The sequence below is a fragment of the Pseudomonas sp. NFXW11 genome (assembly GCF_049887815.1).
Classification (GTDB): Bacteria; Pseudomonadota; Gammaproteobacteria; order Pseudomonadales; family Pseudomonadaceae; genus Aquipseudomonas.
In genome coordinates, this window is record NZ_JAGEKI010000009.1 from 82,969 (window position 1) to 102,184 (window position 19,216).

The window sequence follows — 19,216 nt, forward strand, 5'->3', positions numbered from 1 at the left end:
CATTGCCGTGCATGGGCTTTACCGCTGCAAGCATGGAATCCATGCTCGATTGCAGCACTTTCGCATAACCATCGACTATGGAATGCCGTGATCCCATGAAGCGCAAGAACATTCTTTTCATCATGGCCGACCAGATGGCCGCGCCGCTGTTGCCGTTCTACGGTCCGTCGCCGATCCGCATGCCGCACCTGGAGCGCCTGGCCGCCCAGGGCGTGGTGTTCGACGCCGCCTATTGCAACAGCCCGCTGTGCGCGCCATCGCGCTTCACCCTGGTCAGCGGCCAGCTGCCGAGCCGGATCGGCGCCTACGACAATGCCGCGGATTTTCCCGCCGACGTGCCCACCTACGCCCACTACCTGCGGCGCCTGGGCTACCGCACGGCGCTGTCGGGCAAGATGCACTTCTGCGGCCCGGACCAACTGCACGGCTACGAAGAGCGCCTGACCAGCGATATCTACCCCGCCGACTACGGCTGGGCGGTGAACTGGGACCAGCCCGAGGTGCGTCCCAGCTGGTACCACAACATGTCCTCGGTGTTGCAGGCCGGCCCCTGCGTGCGCACCAACCAGCTGGATTTCGATGAAGAGGTGGTGTTCAAGGCCCAGCAATACCTGTTCGATCATGTGCGCGAAGCCGGCGCGCAACCGTTCTGCCTGACCGTCTCCATGACCCATCCCCACGATCCCTACACCATTCCCAAGGCCTTCTGGGACCTGTATCGCGACGATCAGATCCCGCTGCCGCAGACCCCGCCGCAAACCGAGCTGGACCCCCATTCCCAGCGCCTGCTCAAAGTCTACGACCTGTGGGACAAGCCCCTGCCTGTGGACAAGATCCGCGATGCGCGGCGCGCCTATTTCGGTGCCTGCAGCTACATCGACAGCAATGTCGGCAAGCTGCTGCAGACCCTGGAAGACACGGGCCTGGCCAATGACACCCTGATCGTGTTTTCCGGCGACCACGGCGACATGCTTGGCGAGCGCGGCCTCTGGTACAAGATGCACTGGTTCGAAATGGCCGCCCGGGTGCCGCTGCTGATCCATGCCCCGGGGCAGTTCGGCGCCGGGCGAGTGGGCGCCGCGGTGTCCACCGCCGACCTGCTGCCGACCCTGGTGGAACTGGCCGGCGGCCAGGTCGAGGCGAACCTGCCCCTGGACGGCCGCTCCCTGGTGCCGCACCTGCTGGGGCAGGGCGGCCACGACGAGGTGTTTGGCGAATACATGGCCGAAGGCACCGTGAGCCCGCTGATGATGATCCGCCGCGGCGCCTACAAATTCATCTACAGCGAAGACGACCCCTGCCTACTCTTCGATGTGCACAACGACCCCCAGGAACGCATCGACCTGGGCCAGTCGCCCGAGCATCGGCCACTGTTCGCCGCGTTCCTGGCCGAGGCCCGGGCCAAGTGGGACATCCCGACCCTGCACCAACAGGTCCTGGCCAGCCAGCGCCGGCGCCGCCTGGTGGCCGAGGCGCTGAGCCGGGGCAAGCTCAAGAGCTGGGATCACCAGCCGCTGGTGGACGCCAGCCAGCAATACATGCGCAACCATATCGACCTCGACGATCTGGAGCGCAAGGCACGTTATCCACAACCCTGCCCAAACCAATAAAACCCAAGGGGAACAGCATGCAAAAGTTATCCACAGCACTGGCTTGCGCCATCCTCGCCCTGGGCAGCTCGCCTGCCTGGGCCGACTCCTGCGAGACGGTGAAGATGGCCGACCCGGGCTGGAGCGACATCGCCGCCACCAATGCCATCGCCAGCTTCCTGCTGGACGGCATGGGCTACAAGCCCAAGGTCGACACCCTGGCAGTGCCGATCATTTTCGGCGGGCTCAAGGATGGCCAGGTGGACCTGTTCCTCGGCAACTGGATGCCGGCGCAACAGGGTTTCTACGACAAGTTCGTGGCCAATGGCGAAGTGGTGCAACTGGCGAAGAACCTGGAGGGCACCGAGTTCACCCTGGCGGTTCCGGATTATGTGTGGGAGGCCGGGGTGCATGACTTTTCCGACCTGAACAAATTTGCCGACAAGTTCGACAAGAAGCTCTACGGCATCGGCTCCGGGGCCCCGGCCAACCTGTCGCTGCAGGAAATCATCAAGAACAACGAATTTGGCCTGGGCCAGTGGAAGCTGATCGAGTCCAGCGAACAGGCGATGCTCGCCGAAGTCTCCCGCGCCACCCGGAAGCAGCGCTTCATCACCTTCCTCGGCTGGACCCCGCACCCGATGAACGTGCAGCTGAAAATGCGCTACTTGAGCGGCGGCGAGAAGTACTTCGGCGCCAGCGGCAGCGTCTACACCCTGAGCCGCAAGGGTTATGCACAGGCCTGCCCGAACGTGGCCAAACTGCTGGGCAACCTGCGTTTCACCCAGGACATGGAGAACAGCATCATGGCCGCAGTGGTGAACCAGAAGCTCAGCAACGCCGACGCCGCCAAGGCCTGGATCAAGGCGAATCCGGCGGTGCTGGAACAGTGGCTGCAAGGGGTGCGGACCCTCGACGACAAAGACGCCCTGGCAGCGGTGAAAACCAGGCTCTAGCCCGAAGCAGTGGCGAGCGAGCGTGCTCGCGCTGGGCTGCACAGCAGCCCCAACCCCGGACACCGCGTCGCCTGGCTCTACGGCCGCTGCGCCTCCGAGCGGGAGCAAGCTCCCTCGCCACAAGACAACAGTGCTCAGGCTGGAACCCCGTGCAGGATGCTTTAACCTGAGCCCACTTCACCCATAGACCCGCGAGACACCATGGCCTGGCCCGATCGCCGTTCACTCCTGCCGTTCCTCGACTGGCTGCCGCGGCAGACCCGGGCCAGCGTCGGCCGCGACCTGCTGGTGGGCCTGAGTGGCGCGGTCCTGGCCCTGCCGCAGTCCATCGCCTATGCGCTGATCGCCGGCCTGCCGGCGGAATACGGGTTGTATGCGGCCATAGTGCCGGTGCTGATCGCCTGCCTCTGGGGCTCTTCCTGGCACCTGATCTGCGGCCCCACGGCGGCGATCTCCATCGTCCTCTACGCCAGCGTCAGCCCGCTGGCGGTACCGACCTCCGCGGACTACATCACCCTGATCCTGCTGCTGACCCTGCTGGCCGGGGTCTTCCAGTGGCTGCTGGGCCTGCTGCGCTTCGGCGCCCTGGTGAACTTCGTCTCGCACTCGGTGGTGCTGGGCTTCACCCTGGGCGCGGCCCTGGTGATCGCCCTGGGGCAACTGCCCAGCCTGCTGGGCCTGGAGCTGCCGAGCCAGAGCACTGCCCTCAACGGCCTGAGCCTGCTGCTGCAACACCTGGATGCCGTGGACCTGCCGTCCCTGTGGCTGGGGCTGGGCACCCTGGGCGTGGGCATCGCCATCAAGCTGCTGGCGCCACGCTGGCCGGCCCTGCTGCTGAGCCTGATGCTCAGCGCCCTGGCAGTGTGGCTGCTGCCGGGATGGTTCGGCCATGTGCAGCGGGTCAGTGCCTTCGTTGGCCGCTTGCCGCCCCTGAGCCCACTGCCGCTGGACCTGGAACTGATCCTGCGCTTGCTGCCCAGCGCGGTGGCGGTGGGCATGCTGGGTCTGGTCACCAGCCTGTCGATCGCCCGCTCGCTGGCGGTGCGCTCGGAGCAACTGCTGGACGCCAACCAGGAAGTGCGCGCCCAGGGCCTGTCGAACATCCTCGGCGCGTTTTTCTCCGGCTACCTGTCCGCAGGCTCGTTCACCCGCTCGGGCTTGAGCTATGAAGCCGGGGCCCGCTCGCCCCTGGCCGGGGTGTTCTCGGCGCTCTGGGTGGCGCTGTTCGCCCTGACCGGCGCCGGGCTGATCGCGCATATTCCGATCCCGGCCATGGCCGGCAGCATCCTGCTGATCTGCTGGGGCTTGGTGGATCACCGGGGCATTCGCGCCTTGTTCCGGGTCAGTCGCGCCGAGTTCGCGGTGATGGGCCTGACCTGCCTGGCCACCCTGCTGCTGGAGTTGCAGACGGCGATCTATGCCGGGGTGCTGGCCTCGCTGTTCTTCTACCTCAAGCGCACCTCGCGGCCCCGGGTACAGCACGCCAGTGAAGAACAGGCCGATGTGCTGCGGGTGGGCGGCTCGATCTTCTTCGGCGCCAGCCATTACCTGCAGGTACGCATGCAACGCTGCCATGCCCCGAAGCTGGTGATCGACGCGCGGCAGATCAACTTTATCGATTACTCGGGGGTGGAGATGCTGCACCAGGAAGCGCGCCGGCTAAGACGCCAGGGCCGCAGCCTGACCCTGCGCCGGGCGCGGCAGACGGTGAAGGAGGAGTTGGTGAAGCTGGAGGGCGCGGAGCGTTGCCCGATCCTCTTCGAAGACTGAGGCATTCGCTCCATGCCAGAAGAGCAACCGCTCCCTGTGGCGAGCGAGCTTGCTCGCGCCGGGCTGCGCAGCAGCCCCAACCCCGACCACCGCGCTCCAGCTGATGCACCGCGTTGCTGGTCTCTGCGGCCGCTGCGCGCCCGAGCGGGAGCAAGCTCCCTCGCCACACGGGATTACTGGGCCAGCTGACGACGCAGTTCGGCCAGCACCGGAGCGCTGTCCGGGCGCACGCCACGCCACAGATGAAAGGCTTCCGCCGCCTGTTCGGCCAGCATGCCCAGGCCATCGAGCACCAATGCCGCGCCATGTTCGCTGGCCCAGCGGCAGAAGGGCGTGGGCTCCTTGCCGTACATCATGTCGTAGCACACCGTTTTGCCCGGTTCGATCAGGCTGCTGGCAATCGGCGGCAAATCCCCCGCCAGGCTGGCGGAGGTGGCATTGATGATCAGGTCCACCGGCTCCTGCAACCAGTCGAAACCGCTGGCCGAAACCGGCCCCAGGTCGGCGAACAGCTCGGCTAGGTGCTCGGCCTTTTCCACGGTGCGATTGGCGATGATCAGCGAGGCCGGCTGCTGCGCCAGCAAGGGTTCGAGGGCGCCACGCACCGCACCGCCAGCCCCCAGCACCAGGATGCATTTGCCCTTGAGCTCAACCCCGGCATTTACCCTCAGGTCACGCACCAGCCCGGCGCCATCGGTGTTGTCCCCCAGCAGGCGGCCATCGGCCTGCTTGCACAGGGTATTCACCGCCCCGGCGCGCCGGGCGCGCTCGGTCAGGCTGTCGCACAGGCCATAGGCCTGTTCCTTGAAGGGCACAGTGACATTGGCTCCGCGCCCCTCGGCGAAGAAGCGCCGGGCGGTGTCGGGAAAATCGTCCAGGGGCGCCAGCAGGGTGTTGTATTCCAGCTGCTGGCCGGTTTGCGCGGCGAACAAGCGGTGGATCAGCGGCGACTTGCTGTGGCCGATCGGATTACCAAAGACAACGTACTGATCCATCTCTTTCCCCCAATTACTCAACAGCACGGCGAACAGTCTCGACCTCGAAGGCCCCTTCGCTGGCAAGCCAGCTCCTACATCCGGGTGGGTGCTGTGTCAGTGGCTGTCGGCCAGCCAGTCGCGGTCCTGCAGGAAGTATTCGGTCAGCCGCGCTTCCTCGGTGCCCGGCTCGGCCTTCCAGTCGTAGCCCCAGCGCACTTGTGGCGGCAGCGACATCAGGATGGACTCGGTGCGTCCGCCCGACTGCAGGCCGAACAGGGTGCCACGGTCGTAGACCAGGTTGAACTCGACGTAGCGCCCGCGGCGGTACTCCTGGAACTCGCGCTGCTGCTCGGTGTAGGCCATGGCCTTGCGCCGCTGGACTATGGGCAGGTAGGCCTCGATGTAGGCGTCGCCGATGGCGCGCATGAAGGCGAAGCTGGTGTCGAAGTCCCACTGGTTCAGGTCGTCGAAGAACAGGCCGCCGATACCCCGCGGCTCATTGCGGTGCTTGAGGTGGAAGTAGCTGTCGCACCAGGCCTTGTAGCGCGGATAGACGTCGGCGCCAAACGGCGCGCAGGCGCGCTCGGCCACTCGGTGCCAGTGCACGCAGTCTTCTTCATTGCCGTAGTAGGGGGTCAGGTCGAAACCACCGCCGAACCACCACACCGGTTCTTCACCTTCCTTCTCGGCGATAAAGAACCGCACATTGGCGTGGGAGGTCGGTACATGGGGGTTGTGCGGGTGGATCACCAAGGACACGCCCAGGGCCTCGAAGCCACGGCCGGCCAGTTCCGGACGGTGGGCGCTGGCCGAAGGCGGCAGGCCGCTGCCGAATACATGGGAGAAGTTGACCCCGCCTTTCTCGATCACCGCACCCTCGCCAATCACCCGGGTGCGACCGCCACCGCCGGCTGGGCGGGTCCAGGCGTCTTCGATAAAGCGGGCGCTGCCGTCTGCGGTTTCCAGGGCGGCGCAAATGCGGTCTTGCAGGTCGAGCAGGTAGGCTTTTACGGCCTCGGTGCGGGTAGTCATGGCATCACCTTGAATCGGGCAAAGCTAGGCGGCGCCAGGGATGGAGCAGGGCCGGCGCAAATGGGCGCGTAGCATAACACCGCCCCGGGGCGCTCCGCAGTTGACGAAGGTCAAGCACAGGAGTCCGATAGAGCACTTTGACGATTCGACCCAGGAGAGAGTGCAGATGGCCAAACGTATCCAGTTCCGTGCCCATGGTGGCCCCGAAGTGCTCGAGTATGTGGATTACCAGCCGGCCGAGCCCGGTCCGCAGCAGGTTCGCGTCAGCAACCAGGCCATCGGCCTGAACTTTATCGACACCTATTTTCGCAGTGGCCTGTATGCCCCGCCGGCCTTGCCTTCCGGGCTGGGTGCCGAGGGCGCCGGGGTGGTCGAGGCCGTGGGCAGTGGCGTGACGCGCTTCAAGGTCGGTGATCGCGTGGCCTACGGCAGCGGCCCGCTGGGGGCCTACAGCCAAGTGCATGTGCTGCCCGAAGCCAACCTGGTGCACCTGCCGGACAGCATCAGCTTCGAGCAGGCCGCCGCGGTGATGCTCAAGGGCCTGACCGTGCAGTACCTGCTGCGCCAGACCTATGAACTCAAGGGCGGTGAAACCGTGTTGTTCCACGCGGCGGCCGGCGGCGTCGGCTCCCTGGCCTGCCAGTGGGCCAAGGCCCTGGGGGTGAAGCTGATCGGCACCGTCAGTTCGCCGGAAAAAGCCGCCATCGCCAAGGCCCTGGGCGCCTGGGAAACCATCGACTACAGCCATGAGGACGTGGCCCAGCGGGTGCTGGAACTGACCGCCGGAAACAAGTGCCCGGTGGTCTACGACGGGGTCGGCAAGGACACCTGGCTGACCTCCCTGGACTGCCTGCAGCCGCGGGGCCTGATGGTCAGCTTCGGCAATGCCTCGGGGGCGGTGGACGGGGTCAACCTGGGGATTCTCTCGGCCAAGGGCTCGCTGTACGTGACCCGGCCGACTTTGGCCACCTACGCCAACAACGCCGAGAACCTGCAACGCATGGCCGATGACCTGTTCGGCATGATTACCAGCGGCCAGCTGAAGATCGAGATCGGCCAGCGCTTTGCCCTGGCGGATGCGGCCAAGGCCCATACCGAGCTCTCGGCGCGGCGCACGACCGGTTCGACTGTGCTGTTGCCTTAAACGCCTTCGCCGGCCAGCCGGCTCCTACAGCACGCATCGCGATGACCTGTAGGAGCCGGCTGGCCGGCGAAGCTGTCAGGAAGGCCGAACCACCCTGCCGGTGGCCAGGTCGCGGATCAGGCTCGGGTTCTTGCGCCCGCCCAGGCTGCCACCCAGCACCAGGTCCAGCTGGCCACGGAAGTACTGCTCGATACGGATCCGCGTGCGGGCCGCCGGCCGCCCCTGGGGGTTGGCCGAGGTGGAAATCAGCGGGCCCACCAGGGCGCACAGCTCGCGCACCAGCGGGTGATCGCTGACCCGCAGCGCCACGGTGTCATGCACCCCGGTCACCCATTCGGGCAGCAGGTTCTGATGGGGCACCAGCCAGGTGTTGGGCCCTGGCCAGGTACTGGACATGCGCTCGATCCAGGTATCGGGGAAGTCTTCAAACAGGAAGTCGAACTGGTGGATGTTGTCGGCGATCAGAATCAGCCCCTTGTCCACCGACCGTGACTTGATCGCCAACAGGCGATCCACCGCCTCTTCATTCCACGGATCGCACCCCAGGCCCCAGACCGCTTCGGTTGGATAGGCAATCACCGCCCCTGCGCGAATCTCTCGTGCGGCTTGTTGCACACGCCAACTGCTGACCATTGCCGACTCTCCAGATAAAAGCTGTGCGCAGTTTACCCATCCTGCCTATAAAACCTAGCTCAGGCGTGCAAACCAGCGGCCATTTTCACGCTGGGCACGGCCTTCGATCTCCAGCTCGGTGAGGGCCGCCAGCACCTGCGGCAGCGACCAGCCGCTGGCCAGCGCCAAGCCCTCGCTGCTGTGGGGCGCAGCATGCAGCAGGGCCAGCAACGGATGAGCAATGGGCTCGGGCGACGGGGCTGGGGACGGCGGCAGGTTTTGCCAGCCGCTCAGGGTCTCGAGGATCTGCTGCACGCTTTCCACCAGCAGCGCGCCATCGCGGATCAATTGATGGCAACCCCGGGCACCGGGGTGGTGGATGGAACCGGGAATGGCATACACCTCGCGCCCCTGCTGCGCCGCCAGCCGCGCGGTGATCAGTGAACCGCTGGCCACGCTGGCCTCCACCACCAGCACCCCCAGGGACAACCCGCTGATGATCCGGTTGCGCCGGGGGAAGTGGTCCGGGCGCGGGCTGCAGCCCAGGGGAAACTCGGAAACGACTGCGCTACCGCGCTCGATCATGGCCCGGGCCAGCGAGCGGTGGCGCTGTGGATAAATATTTTCCAGGCCACTGCCCAGCACCCCCACGGTGCGCCCTCCGACATCCAGGGCGGCCTGGTGCGCGGCGCCATCGATGCCCAGGGCCAGGCCGCTGGTAATCACGAAACCGGCCCCGGCCAGGCTCCGGGAAAACGCCCGGGCGGTATCCAGCCCTGGGGGCGAGGCACGGCGGCTGCCCACCAGCGCCAGCTGCGGCAGTTCGAGAATCTTCGGGTCGCCGGCGACGAACAGCAGCGGCGGTGCATCGTCCAGTTGCGCCAGCAGCGGCGGGTAGCCGGGCTGGTCCCACATCAGCAAATGCTGGGCCGCAGGCTCCAGCCAGGCCAGGGCATGGCGGGCGTCATCACGCACTTGGGCACTGCGCCGGGCGTCGCCGCAGGCGCTGGGCAGCCCCAATGAGCGCCAGGCACTGGCCGGTGCACTGAGCGCCTTGGACGCCGAACCGAAGGCCTGAAGCAGGCGCTGGAAACGCTGTGGGCCAAGATCCGGCAGGGCATGCAAACGTAAACGGGCCTCCAGTTCCGCAGGGGAAATGGCCCGGGCAGTCGAGTTCGACATGGATCATCCTTGATCGTCAGGGCTCCGGCCGGAACCGGAACAAGCTGTGGATAAGTCTGTGGGCAACTTGTTGAGGAAAGATTTCCCACAGGCCTTGGAAAGGTCGCGCCAAGCCAGCGACGGCGGCGATGAACAACCGCCCAAGCCAATGCCAGCAAGGCGAAGAGTGATTTCCTCGTGAGCTGAATCCCTTTATCATGTGCGTTCGCGTGAAACGCCAGAGCCTCTGCGGCTCGCTCCTTCGCAGAGCACGTTTTGCATCGGCGGCCCAGGTCCAAACCTGCGCGGACGCCGACTCCGCCCTTACTTCACACGTGTAGCAATTACGCTTATGGCCATTTTAAACATCCTCGAATTCCCCGATTCGCGCCTGCGCACTATCGCCAAACCGGTGGCCGTAGTGGACGACGAAGTGCGTCAGTTGGTCGACGACATGTTTGAAACAATGTATGAGGCCCCAGGTATCGGGCTGGCGGCGACCCAGGTCAACGTGCACAAGCGCGTGGTGGTGATGGACCTGTCCGAAGACCGCAGCGAGCCCCGGGTTTTCATCAACCCCGAGTTCGAAGCCCTGACCGACGAGATGGACCAGTACCAGGAAGGCTGCCTCTCGGTGCCTGGCTTCTACGAGAACGTAGACCGTCCGCAGCGAGTCAAGATCAAGGCCCTGGACCGCGACGGCCAGCCCTACGAGCTGATCGCCGAAGGCCTGCTGGCGGTATGCATCCAGCACGAGTGCGACCACCTCAACGGCAAGCTGTTTGTCGATTATCTGTCCACGCTCAAGCGTGACCGGATCAAGAAGAAGCTGGAAAAGCAGCATCGCCAACAGGCTTGATTCCTTATCCAGTGGTGCATCGCGGGCAAGCCCGCTCCTACAATGGTTCATTTGTGTAGGAGCGGGCTTGCCCGCGATCGTTTCACCTGCGCCCCCTTTCCAAGCGAGTACCCAAGATGCGCATCGTCTTTGCCGGCACCCCCGAATTCGCCGCCGAACACCTCAAGGCCCTGCTCGACAGCCCTTATCAGATTGTCGCGGTCTACACCCAGCCGGACCGCCCGGCCGGACGCGGGCAGAAACTGATGCCCAGCCCGGTCAAGCAGCTGGCCCTGGAACATGCCATTCCCGTGCTGCAACCGCCAACCTTGCGCAATGCCGAGGCCCAGGCCGAACTGGCGGCACTCAAGCCGGACCTGATGGTGGTGGTGGCCTACGGCCTGATCCTGCCCCAGGTGGTGCTGGATATTCCGCGCCTGGGCTGCATCAACAGCCATGCCTCGCTGCTGCCACGCTGGCGCGGTGCGGCGCCGATCCAGCGCGCGGTAGAGGCGGGCGACGCGACCAGCGGCGTGACCGTGATGCGCATGGAAGCCGGCCTGGACACCGGGCCGATGCTGCTCAAGGTCAGCACCCCGATCAGCGCCGAAGACACCGGCGGCAGCCTGCACGATCGCCTGGCCGAGATGGGCCCGCCGGCAGTGTTGCAAGCCATTGCCGGCCTCGCCGACGGTACCTTGCAAGGCGAAATCCAGGACGACAGCCTGGCCACCTACGCCCACAAGCTGAACAAGGACGAGGCGCGCATCGACTGGGCGCGTCCGGCCCTGGAGCTGGAACGCCTGGTGCGGGCTTTCAACCCCTGGCCGATCTGCCACAGCACCTTGAATGGCGAAGCGCTGAAAGTGCTGGCCGCGACCCTGGCCGAAGGCAAGGGCGCCCCGGGGCAGATCCTCGGCGCCAGCAAGGACGGCCTGATCGTCGCCTGTGGTGAACAGGCGCTGTGCCTGACCCGCCTGCAACTGCCCGGCGGCAAGGCGCTGAACTTCAGCGACCTGTTCAATAGCCGTCGCGAGAAATTCGCCATCGGCACGGTCCTCGGCCAAGCGGCGGACGCCCAATGAACCCGCGTTTGGCCGCCGCCAAGGCCCTGGCCGCCGTGCTCAGCGGCAAGGCCTCGCTCAACAGTTCGCTGCCGGTGCAGCTGGACAAGGTCGAAGACCGCGATCGCGGCTTCACCCAGGACCTGGCCTTCGGCACCGCACGCTGGCAGCCACGCCTGTCGGCGCTGGCGGCCAAGCTGCTGCAGAAGCCGTTCAAGGCCGCCGATGCCGATGTCGAGGCGCTGCTGCTGGTGGGCCTCTATCAGTTGCTCTACACCCGGGTGCCGGCCCACGCCGCCATCGGTGAAACCGTGGGCTGCGCCGACAAGCTGAAAAAGCCCTGGGCCAAGGCCCTGCTCAACGCCTTGCTGCGCCGCGCCCAGCGTGAAAGCAGCGAGCTTTTGGCCGAGCTGGAACGCGACCCGGTGGTGCGCACCGCCCACCCGCGCTGGCTGCAGAAATCCCTCAAGGCGTTCTGGCCCGAGCAGTGGGAAGCCATCTGCGCCGCCAACAACGCCCACCCGCCGATGATCCTGCGGGTCAATCGCCGCCATCATGCCCGCGATGCCTACCTGCAACTGCTGAGGGAAGCCGGCGTGGCGGCCCGGGCCTGTACCTATAGCCAGGACGGCATCATCCTCGACGCGGCCGGCGATGTACGGGCCCTGCCGGGCTTTGCCGAAGGCTGGGTCAGCGTGCAGGACGAAGCCGCGCAACTGGCCGCCGAGTTGCTGGAGCTGGCGCCCGGGCAACGGGTGCTGGATGCCTGCTGCGCCCCGGGGGGCAAGACCTGCCACATCCTCGAAGTACAGCCGGAGCTGGCCGGGGTGGTGGCGGTGGACCTGGAAGCCAAGCGCCTGGTACGGGTGCGGGAAAACCTCGAGCGCCTGGGGCTCGATGCCCAGTTGATCGCCGCCGATGGCCGCGACACCCAGGCCTGGTGGGACGGCAAGCCGTTCCAGCGCATCCTGCTGGACGCACCCTGCTCGGCCACCGGGGTGATCCGTCGTCACCCGGATATCAAGCTGACCCGCCAGGCCGAGGACATCGCTGCCCTGGCCCAGCTCCAAGGCGAGCTGCTGGACGCCATGTGGCAGGCCCTGGAAGTGGGCGGCATCCTGCTCTACGCCACCTGCTCGACCCTGCCCACCGAGAACACCGAGGTGATCGCCGCCTTCCTGGAGCGCACCCCGGGCGCTCGGGAATTGGACATCGGCGGCCAGTTGGGGCAGCCTGCGGCCGGCCTCAAGCAGCCCCACGGGCGCCAGTTGCTGGCGCAAGAGGGCGGCCATGACGGCTTCTACTACGCCAAGCTGATCAAGATCGCCGCGGCTCGTGGCTAAACGCTTTTAAGGGAGTGACTGGATGAAGATCATCATCCTCGGCGCCGGGCAAGTGGGCGGTACGCTGGCGGAACACCTGGCCAGCGAAGCCAACGACATCACCGTGGTGGACACCGACGGTGAACGCCTGCGCGACCTCGGCGACCGCCTCGACATCCGCACCGTGCACGGCCGCGGCTCGTTTCCCACGGTGCTGCGCCAGGCCGGTGCCGACGACGCCGACATGTTGGTGGCGGTGACCAACAGCGACGAGACCAATATGGTCGCCTGCCAGGTGGCCCACACCCTGTTCCACACCCCGACCAAGATCGCCCGGGTGCGTGAAGCCGCCTACCTGACCCGCGCCGGGCTGTTCGACAACGACGCCATTCCGGTGGATGTGCTGATCAGCCCCGAACAGGTGGTGACCAACTACATCAAGCGCCTGATCGAACACCCCGGCGCTCTGCAGGTGATCGACTTCGCCGAGGGCAAGGCCCAGCTGGTGGCGGTCAAGGCCTACTACGGCGGCCCGCTGGTGGGCCAACAACTGCGCCAGCTGCGCGAGCACATGCCCAACGGCGACACCCGGGTGGCGGCGATCTTCCGCCGTGACCGGCCGATCATGCCCAAGGGCGATACGGTGATCGAGGCCGACGACGAGGTGTTCTTTATTGCCGCCAAGGCCCATATCCGCGCGGTGATGAGCGAGATGCGGCGCCTGGAAGAGTCCTACAAGCGCATTGTGATCGCCGGTGGCGGGCAAATCGGCGAGCGCCTGGCCGAGGCCATCGAAAGCCGCTACCAGGTAAAGATCATCGAGATGAACCCGGCCCGCTGCCGTTACCTGTCCGACACCCTGGACAGCACCGTGGTGCTGCAGGGCAGCGCCTCCGACCGCGACTTGCTGCTGGAAGAGAACATCGCCGACGCCGATATCTTCCTGGCCCTGACCAACGACGACGAGGCCAACATCATGTCCTCGCTGCTGGCCAAGCGCCTGGGCGCGAAGAAGGTCATGACCATCATCAACAACCCGGCCTATGTCGACCTGATCCAGGGTGGTGACATCGATATCGCCATCAGCCCGCAGCTGGCCACCATCGGTACCCTGCTGGCCCACGTGCGCCGCGGCGATATCGTCAGCGTGCACTCCCTGCGCCGTGGTGCGGCGGAAGCCATCGAGGCCATCGCCCATGGCGACGCCAAGTCGAGCAAGGTTATCGGCCGGGCCATCGAGGACATCGGCCTGCCGCCGGGCACCACCATCGGCGCCATCATTCGCGATGAGGAAGTGCTGATCGCCCACGACGATACGGTGATCGAGACCGGTGACCATGTGATCCTGTTCCTGGTGGACAAGAAACACATTCGCGATGTGGAAAAGCTGTTCCACGTGGGCCTGAGCTTCTTCTGAGCCGGAACCTGTGTAGTCAGGGCCGGCCAATCGCGAGCAAGCTCGCCCCTACAGGTATGACTCAACCCCGCCAATAATCAGCGAAGGAACCCGCCCATGCTTGAATCCCTGGAAAAAATGCTCGCCAAGGGTGTGGATAACGCCCTGCTGCGCTTCGGCCTGGGCAAGGGCTACCTGGACCAGGGCGAGTTCGCCCGCGCTGCCGAGCACCTGCAACGCTGCGTGACCTTCGACCCCAAGTATTCGGCGGCCTGGAAGCTGCTGGGCAAGGCCCATCAGGGCCAGGGCGACCTTACGGGCGCACGTCAGGCCTGGGAGCAGGGGCTGGAAGCGGCCCGCGCCCATGGCGACAAGCAGGCGGAAAAGGAAATGACCGTGTTCCTCAAGAAACTCGAGCGCCAGTCAGGGACCTGAGCGGTAGCGGTATCTGCTCAGAGATAGCGCAGGGCGATACCCTCGGCGTCCACCTGCACCACTTCCATGCGCACCCGCGGCGCACCCAGCGGCAGGCCTTGCACCTGGCCATAGACCACCGCGCCCTTGGGCAATCGGGCCAGGGCCGGGCTCTGCACATAGACGCCGCTGGCGGACAGGTTGCGGGTCTGCCCCAGGCATTCGCCGATGCTTTCGTGGGAAATCTTGATGCGGAACGACTTGCGGTGCTCGGACATCTTCTGCGCCCTTGTTCGGTGCCTTGTGGATAACTCCCTGCGCGAGGTTATCCACAGATCGTGCCAGCTCTGTCAGTACCAGCGTGCCTCGCCCGGCGGGCGCTTCTTGAAGCGTTTCATGCTCCACATGTACTGGCTCGGGTAAGCCCCCACATAACGCTCGACCACCTTGCTCATGGCCGCGCAGGAGGTTTCGGTATCGGTGCTGTACATGTCTTCGGGGGCCGCTTCGAGTATTACCTTGTAGCCCGAGCCATCGGGCAGGCGCAGGGCGTGGAGGAACACCCCGACCGCCTTGCCGCCGGCCAGCATGTTCGGCACGAACTTGCTGGTCAGGGCCTGGGTGGCGAAGAAGGGCACGAAGATCCCGGCGGATTCGGCCGGTTCCGGGTCGGCGGGAATCCCCACTGCACCGCCTTTGCGCACTTCCTTGATGACACTGAGGATGCCTTCCTTGGTGGAAGCCGCTACCCGGTTGCCCAGTTGCACCCGCTGCTTGCGCAGCAGTTCGTCCACCGCCTTGAGCTTGGGCGGGCGGTAGAAAATGATCGGTTTGCACTGGCTGCAATAGAAGTGGTTGAGCACTTCCCAGTTGCCCAGGTGGCTGGTGATGCCGACCACACCCTTGCCCGAGGCCAGGGCCTGCTTGAGCACCTCGAGGCCTTCGACTTCCCGCACCAGGGCGATGGAACGCTCGGCCGGCCAGATCCAGGCACAGGCGCTTTCGGTCAGGGACTTGCCGATGTCCTTGAGGCTCTGGCCCACCAGGCGCTCGCGCTCGGCCGGGTCCATCTGTGGAAAACATTTGGCCAGGTTGATGCGCACCACATCGCGGGAGCGGTTGGGGGTCTTCCACATGATCCAGCCGATGGCCGCGCCGACCGCCTGCACCGCGCGCCAGGGCAGCAGGGCAAACAACCGCAGAGCACCCACCAGCAGGGCGCCTTTGAACTTATCCACAAGTGACTCCTGATCTTGGTCATGAAGCGTGTCGCCAGCCGGCTATTCTAACCGCGCATCAGCCAGGATGGCGTAGCGATCACAGTCCTGCGTGTGGTCCATGACCATGCCCGAGGCCTGCATCAGGGCGTAACAGATGGTCGGCCCGACGAAGGTGAAGCCGGCCTTGCGCAGGCCGCGGCTCATGGCCTCGGCCTCCGGGGTCACCGCCGGGACCTGGCTGCGGTCCTTGAAATGGTTGATTTTCGGCACCCCGCCAACGAAGGACCAGAGCAACTCCACCGGGTCGTCCAGCTCCAGCCAGGCCTGGGCATTGCGCCGCGCGGCATTGAGCTTGAGGCGGTTGCGGATGATGCCCGGGTCCTGCATCAGGTCCTCGATCTCGGCATCGCTCATCTGCGCCACGCGCTGCACGTCGAAGCCGAACAGCACCCGGCGATAGTGCTCGCGTTTCTTCAGCACGGTGATCCAGGACAGCCCGGCCTGGAACCCTTCGAGCAATAGCAACTCGAACAAGCGCTGCCCATCGCGCAGCGGCACGCCCCACTCCTGATCGTGATATGCCATGTACAAAGGATCGTCGGAACACCAAAAGCAGCGTGGCATAAGGCTCCAGGGGGACGTGCGCAGGACTGAATCGGGTATACTCCCGCTCCTTAAATCGCAGCCCAAGTAACAGGTGAATTTCGTGAGCCAGCCTACGCCAGCCGTGCGTACCTTCCAAGACTTGATCCTCGCCCTCCAGCAGTACTGGGCCGAGCAAGGTTGTGTGGTACTTCAGCCCTACGATATGGAAGTAGGCGCCGGCACTTTCCACACCGCCACCTTCCTGCGGGCCATAGGCCCGGAAACCTGGAACGCCGCTTATGTGCAGCCCAGTCGTCGCCCGACTGACGGCCGCTACGGCGAGAACCCCAATCGCCTGCAGCACTACTACCAGTTCCAGGTGGTGTTGAAACCCAATCCGGAGAACTTCCAGGAGCTGTACCTGGGTTCCCTGAAGCACGTGGGCCTGGACCCGCTGGTGCACGACATCCGCTTCGTCGAAGACAACTGGGAATCGCCGACCCTGGGCGCCTGGGGCCTGGGCTGGGAAGTCTGGCTCAATGGCATGGAAGTGACTCAGTTCACCTACTTCCAGCAGGCCGGTGGCATCGAGTGCTACCCGGTGACCGGCGAGATCACCTACGGCCTGGAACGCCTGGCCATGTACCTGCAGGGCGTGGATTCGGTGTACGACCTGGTGTGGGCCGACGGCCCGTTCGGCAAGGTCACCTATGGCGATGTGTTCCACCAGAACGAAGTGGAGCAGTCGACCTACAACTTCGAACACGCCAACGTCGAGAAACTGTTCGAGCTGTTCGATTTCTACGAGAGCGAAGCCAAGCGCCTGATCGAGCTGGACCAGCCGCTGCCGCTGCCGAGCTATGAAATGGTGCTCAAGGCATCCCACACCTTCAACCTGCTGGATGCACGCCGGGCGATCTCGGTGACCGCGCGCCAGCAGTACATCCTGCGTGTGCGTACCCTGGCGCGTTCCGTCGCCCAAGCCTACCTGTTGGCTCGCGCCAAGCTGGGCTTCCCGATGGCAACCCCAGACCTGCGTGATGAAGTGTTGGCTAAGTTGGAGGCGGCACAATGAGTGCGCAAGATTTTCTGGTTGAACTGGGCACTGAAGAACTGCCACCCAAGGCCCTGAACACCCTGGCCGAAGCCTTTCTGGCGGGCATCGAGAAGGGCCTGCAAGGCGCCGGCCTGGGCTTCAAGGCCAAGCACGTGTACGCCGCGCCACGGCGCCTGGCGGTACTGATCAGCCAGCTGGACACCCAGCAGCCGGATCGCAGCATCAACCTCGACGGCCCGCCACGCCAGGCGGCGTTCGACGCTGAAGGCAACCCGACCCAGGCAGCCCTGGGCTTTGCCAAGAAGTGCGGCGTGGACCTTAGCGAAATCGACCAGAGCGGCCCGAAACTGCGCTACAGCCAGAGCATCAAGGGCAAGCCCACCGCCAGCCTGCTGCCGACCATAGTCGAGGACTCGCTCAACGACCTGCCGATTCCCAAGCGCATGCGCTGGGCCGCGCGCAAGGAAGAGTTCGTGCGTCCGACCCAATGGCTGGTGATGCTGCTCGGCGATGAGGTCATCGACTGCACCATCCTCGCCCAGAAGTCTGGCCGCGACTCCCGCGGGCACCGCTTCCACCACCCGGAAAGCGTGCGCATCACTTCGCCGGCCAACTACCTGGCCGACCTGCGCGCCGCCTACGTGCTGGCCGATGCCAATGAGCGTCGCGAGCTGATCAGCAAGCGCACCGCCGAGCTGGCCACCCGCCAGGAAGGCACCGCCATCGTTCCAGCCGACCTGCTGGACGAAGTCACCGCCCTGGTGGAATGGCCAGTGCCGCTGGTGTGCTCGTTCGAAGAGCGTTTCCTCGAAGTGCCCCAGGAAGCCCTGATCACCACCATGCAGGACAACCAGAAGTACTTCTGCCTGCTGGATGTGGACGGCAAGCTGCTGCCGCGTTTCATCACCGTGGCCAACATCGAGAGCAAGGACCCGAGCCAGATCATCGAGGGCAACGAGAAAGTCGTGCGTCCACGCCTGACCGACGCCGAGTTCTTCTTCAAGCAGGACAAGAAGCAGAAACTCGAAGACTTCAACCTGCGCCTGCAGAACGTGGTCTTCCAGGAAAAACTCGGCAGCGTCTACGACAAGGCCGAGCGGATCTCCAAGCTGGCCGCGTTCATCGCCCCACGCATCGGCGGCGACGCTCAGCGCGCGGCCCGTGCCGGCCTCCTCTCGAAATGCGACCTGTCCACCGAAATGGTCGGCGAGTTCCCGGAGATGCAAGGCATCGCCGGCTACTACTACGCCCTCAATGACGGCGAGCCGGAAGACGTGGCCCTGGCCCTCAACGAGCAGTACATGCCCCGTGGCGCCGGCGCCGAGCTGCCGAGCACCGTGACCGGCGCTGCCGTGGCCATCGCCGACAAGCTGGACACCCTGGTGGGGATCTTCGGCATCGGCATGCTGCCCACCGGCAGCAAGGACCCCTACGCCCTGCGCCGCGCGGCCCTGGGCGTGCTGCGGATCCTGATCGAGAAGAAGTTCGACCTCGACCTGAACGACGCCGTGGCCTTCGCCGTCAGCGCCTTCGGCAGCAAGGTCAAGGCCGCTGGCCTGGCCGAGCAGGTACTGGAGTTCATCTTCGATCGCCTGCGTGCCCGTTATGAAGACGAAGGCGTGGACGTGGCCACCTACCTCTCGGTACGTGCCCTGAAGCCGGGCTCGGCCCTGGATTTCGACCAGCGCGTGCAGGCCGTGCAGGCCTTCCGCAAGCTGCCGGAAGCCGCCGCCCTGGCCGCGGTGAACAAGCGCGTATCGAACCTGCTGAGCAAGGTCGAAGGCACGGTGCCCACCAGCGTCGAGGCCAAGTACTTCGACAACGCCAACGAGTTCTCCCTGTATTCGGCGATCCAGCAGGCAGACCAGGCAGTACAGCCGATGGCCGCGGCCCGTCAGTACAGCGAGACCCTGGCCCGCCTGGCCGCCCTGCGCGAGCCGGTGGACGCCTTCTTCGAGGCGGTGATGGTCAATGCCGAGGACGCCAAGGTGCGGGCCAACCGCTATGCGCTGCTGGCGCGGCTGCGGGGCCTGTTCCTCGGTGTGGCGGATATTTCGGTGCTGAGCTGATCAGGTAAGG

The 19,216-nt window shown here is 65.4% G+C and carries 18 protein-coding genes; 11 read left to right on the forward strand and 7 right to left on the reverse strand.

Annotation, left to right across the window (positions count from 1 at the left end; all coding sequences use genetic code 11):
• The first annotated feature begins 95 nt into the window (after positions 1 to 95).
• The 3 genes from betC (at position 96) to J4P02_RS15780 (ending at position 4,315) form a co-directional block, all read left to right on the forward strand.
• Positions 96 to 1,610 carry a choline-sulfatase gene (betC, locus tag J4P02_RS15770; RefSeq protein ID WP_426191822.1) on the forward strand — a complete coding sequence of 505 codons (1,515 nt, stop codon included), beginning with the start codon at positions 96 to 98 and terminating at the stop codon, positions 1,608 to 1,610.
• A 17-nt stretch (positions 1,611 to 1,627) separates the two neighbouring features.
• Positions 1,628 to 2,545 carry a choline ABC transporter substrate-binding protein gene (gene choX, locus J4P02_RS15775; protein WP_426191824.1) on the forward strand — a complete coding sequence of 306 codons (918 nt, stop codon included), beginning with the start codon at positions 1,628 to 1,630 and terminating at the stop codon, positions 2,543 to 2,545.
• A 201-nt stretch (positions 2,546 to 2,746) separates the two neighbouring features.
• The gene (locus J4P02_RS15780; RefSeq protein WP_426191826.1) at positions 2,747 to 4,315 is read left to right on the forward strand and encodes a SulP family inorganic anion transporter; all 1,569 of its coding nucleotides are present in this window, start codon (positions 2,747 to 2,749) and stop codon (positions 4,313 to 4,315) included.
• Positions 4,316 to 4,488: 173 nt separating this feature from the next.
• Here the strand turns inward: J4P02_RS15780 and aroE are convergent, their stop codons facing one another.
• Together aroE and hemF are read right to left on the reverse strand one after the other, a co-directional pair.
• Positions 4,489 to 5,310 (reverse strand): shikimate dehydrogenase, encoded by an 822-nt coding sequence (aroE, locus tag J4P02_RS15785; protein WP_426191828.1) that lies wholly within the window; start codon positions 5,308 to 5,310, stop codon positions 4,489 to 4,491.
• Positions 5,311 to 5,406: 96 nt separating this feature from the next.
• On the reverse strand, positions 5,407 to 6,324 hold the full coding sequence (hemF, locus tag J4P02_RS15790) for an oxygen-dependent coproporphyrinogen oxidase (RefSeq protein ID WP_426191830.1): 918 nt from the start codon (positions 6,322 to 6,324) through the stop codon (positions 5,407 to 5,409).
• A 166-nt stretch (positions 6,325 to 6,490) separates the two neighbouring features.
• On the opposite strand from hemF, the gene J4P02_RS15795 reads away from it, so the two are divergent.
• On the forward strand, positions 6,491 to 7,468 hold the full coding sequence (locus J4P02_RS15795) for an NADPH:quinone reductase (RefSeq protein ID WP_426191832.1): 978 nt from the start codon (positions 6,491 to 6,493) through the stop codon (positions 7,466 to 7,468).
• 75 nt (positions 7,469 to 7,543) lie between these two features.
• On the opposite strand, the gene J4P02_RS15800 is transcribed toward J4P02_RS15795, so the two are convergent.
• A complete protein-coding gene (locus J4P02_RS15800; protein WP_426191834.1) occupies positions 7,544 to 8,101 on the reverse strand; it encodes an L-threonylcarbamoyladenylate synthase in 558 nt (185 codons plus the stop codon).
• 54 nt (positions 8,102 to 8,155) lie between these two features.
• Positions 8,156 to 9,262: a DNA-processing protein DprA gene (gene dprA / locus J4P02_RS15805; protein ID WP_426191836.1), complete on the reverse strand. Its 1,107-nt coding sequence runs from the start codon at positions 9,260 to 9,262 to the stop codon at positions 8,156 to 8,158.
• A 331-nt stretch (positions 9,263 to 9,593) separates the two neighbouring features.
• On the opposite strand from dprA, the gene def reads away from it, so the two are divergent.
• The 5 genes from def to J4P02_RS15830 all read left to right on the forward strand — a co-directional run bounded on the left by def (position 9,594) and on the right by J4P02_RS15830 (position 14,296).
• The gene (def, locus tag J4P02_RS15810) at positions 9,594 to 10,100 is read left to right on the forward strand and encodes a peptide deformylase (protein WP_102862442.1); all 507 of its coding nucleotides are present in this window, start codon (positions 9,594 to 9,596) and stop codon (positions 10,098 to 10,100) included.
• A gap of 116 nt (positions 10,101 to 10,216) precedes the next feature.
• A complete protein-coding gene (gene fmt, locus J4P02_RS15815; protein WP_426191838.1) occupies positions 10,217 to 11,164 on the forward strand; it encodes a methionyl-tRNA formyltransferase in 948 nt (315 codons plus the stop codon).
• Positions 11,161 to 12,486, forward strand: coding sequence for a 16S rRNA (cytosine(967)-C(5))-methyltransferase RsmB (gene rsmB / locus J4P02_RS15820; RefSeq protein WP_426191840.1), 1,326 nt, complete (start codon positions 11,161 to 11,163; stop codon positions 12,484 to 12,486). Before fmt ends, rsmB begins: the two co-directional genes overlap by 4 nt.
• A 22-nt stretch (positions 12,487 to 12,508) precedes the next feature.
• The gene (trkA, locus tag J4P02_RS15825) at positions 12,509 to 13,882 is read left to right on the forward strand and encodes a Trk system potassium transporter TrkA (RefSeq protein ID WP_426191842.1); all 1,374 of its coding nucleotides are present in this window, start codon (positions 12,509 to 12,511) and stop codon (positions 13,880 to 13,882) included.
• Positions 13,883 to 13,978: 96 nt separating this feature from the next.
• A complete protein-coding gene (locus J4P02_RS15830; protein ID WP_426191844.1) occupies positions 13,979 to 14,296 on the forward strand; it encodes a tetratricopeptide repeat protein in 318 nt (105 codons plus the stop codon).
• 17 nt (positions 14,297 to 14,313) lie between these two features.
• On the opposite strand, the gene J4P02_RS15835 is transcribed toward J4P02_RS15830, so the two are convergent.
• The 3 genes from J4P02_RS15835 to tag form a co-directional block, all read right to left on the reverse strand.
• The gene (locus J4P02_RS15835) at positions 14,314 to 14,553 is read right to left on the reverse strand and encodes a PilZ domain-containing protein (RefSeq protein ID WP_426191846.1); all 240 of its coding nucleotides are present in this window, start codon (positions 14,551 to 14,553) and stop codon (positions 14,314 to 14,316) included.
• A 72-nt stretch (positions 14,554 to 14,625) separates the two neighbouring features.
• Complete coding sequence (locus tag J4P02_RS15840) at positions 14,626 to 15,513, reverse strand: lysophospholipid acyltransferase (protein WP_426191848.1); 888 nt, start codon at positions 15,511 to 15,513, stop codon at positions 14,626 to 14,628.
• A gap of 42 nt (positions 15,514 to 15,555) precedes the next feature.
• Positions 15,556 to 16,119: a DNA-3-methyladenine glycosylase I gene (gene tag, locus J4P02_RS15845; protein WP_426191850.1), complete on the reverse strand. Its 564-nt coding sequence runs from the start codon at positions 16,117 to 16,119 to the stop codon at positions 15,556 to 15,558.
• Positions 16,120 to 16,201: 82 nt separating this feature from the next.
• On the opposite strand from tag, the gene glyQ reads away from it, so the two are divergent.
• Both glyQ and glyS read left to right on the forward strand, forming a co-directional pair.
• A complete protein-coding gene (glyQ, locus tag J4P02_RS15850; RefSeq protein WP_003177094.1) occupies positions 16,202 to 17,155 on the forward strand; it encodes a glycine--tRNA ligase subunit alpha in 954 nt (317 codons plus the stop codon).
• Entirely contained in the window at positions 17,152 to 19,206 is a 2,055-nt protein-coding gene (gene glyS, locus J4P02_RS15855; protein WP_426191853.1) for a glycine--tRNA ligase subunit beta, read from the forward strand. Before glyQ ends, glyS begins: the two co-directional genes overlap by 4 nt.
• Positions 19,207 to 19,216: the final 10 nt, after the last annotated feature.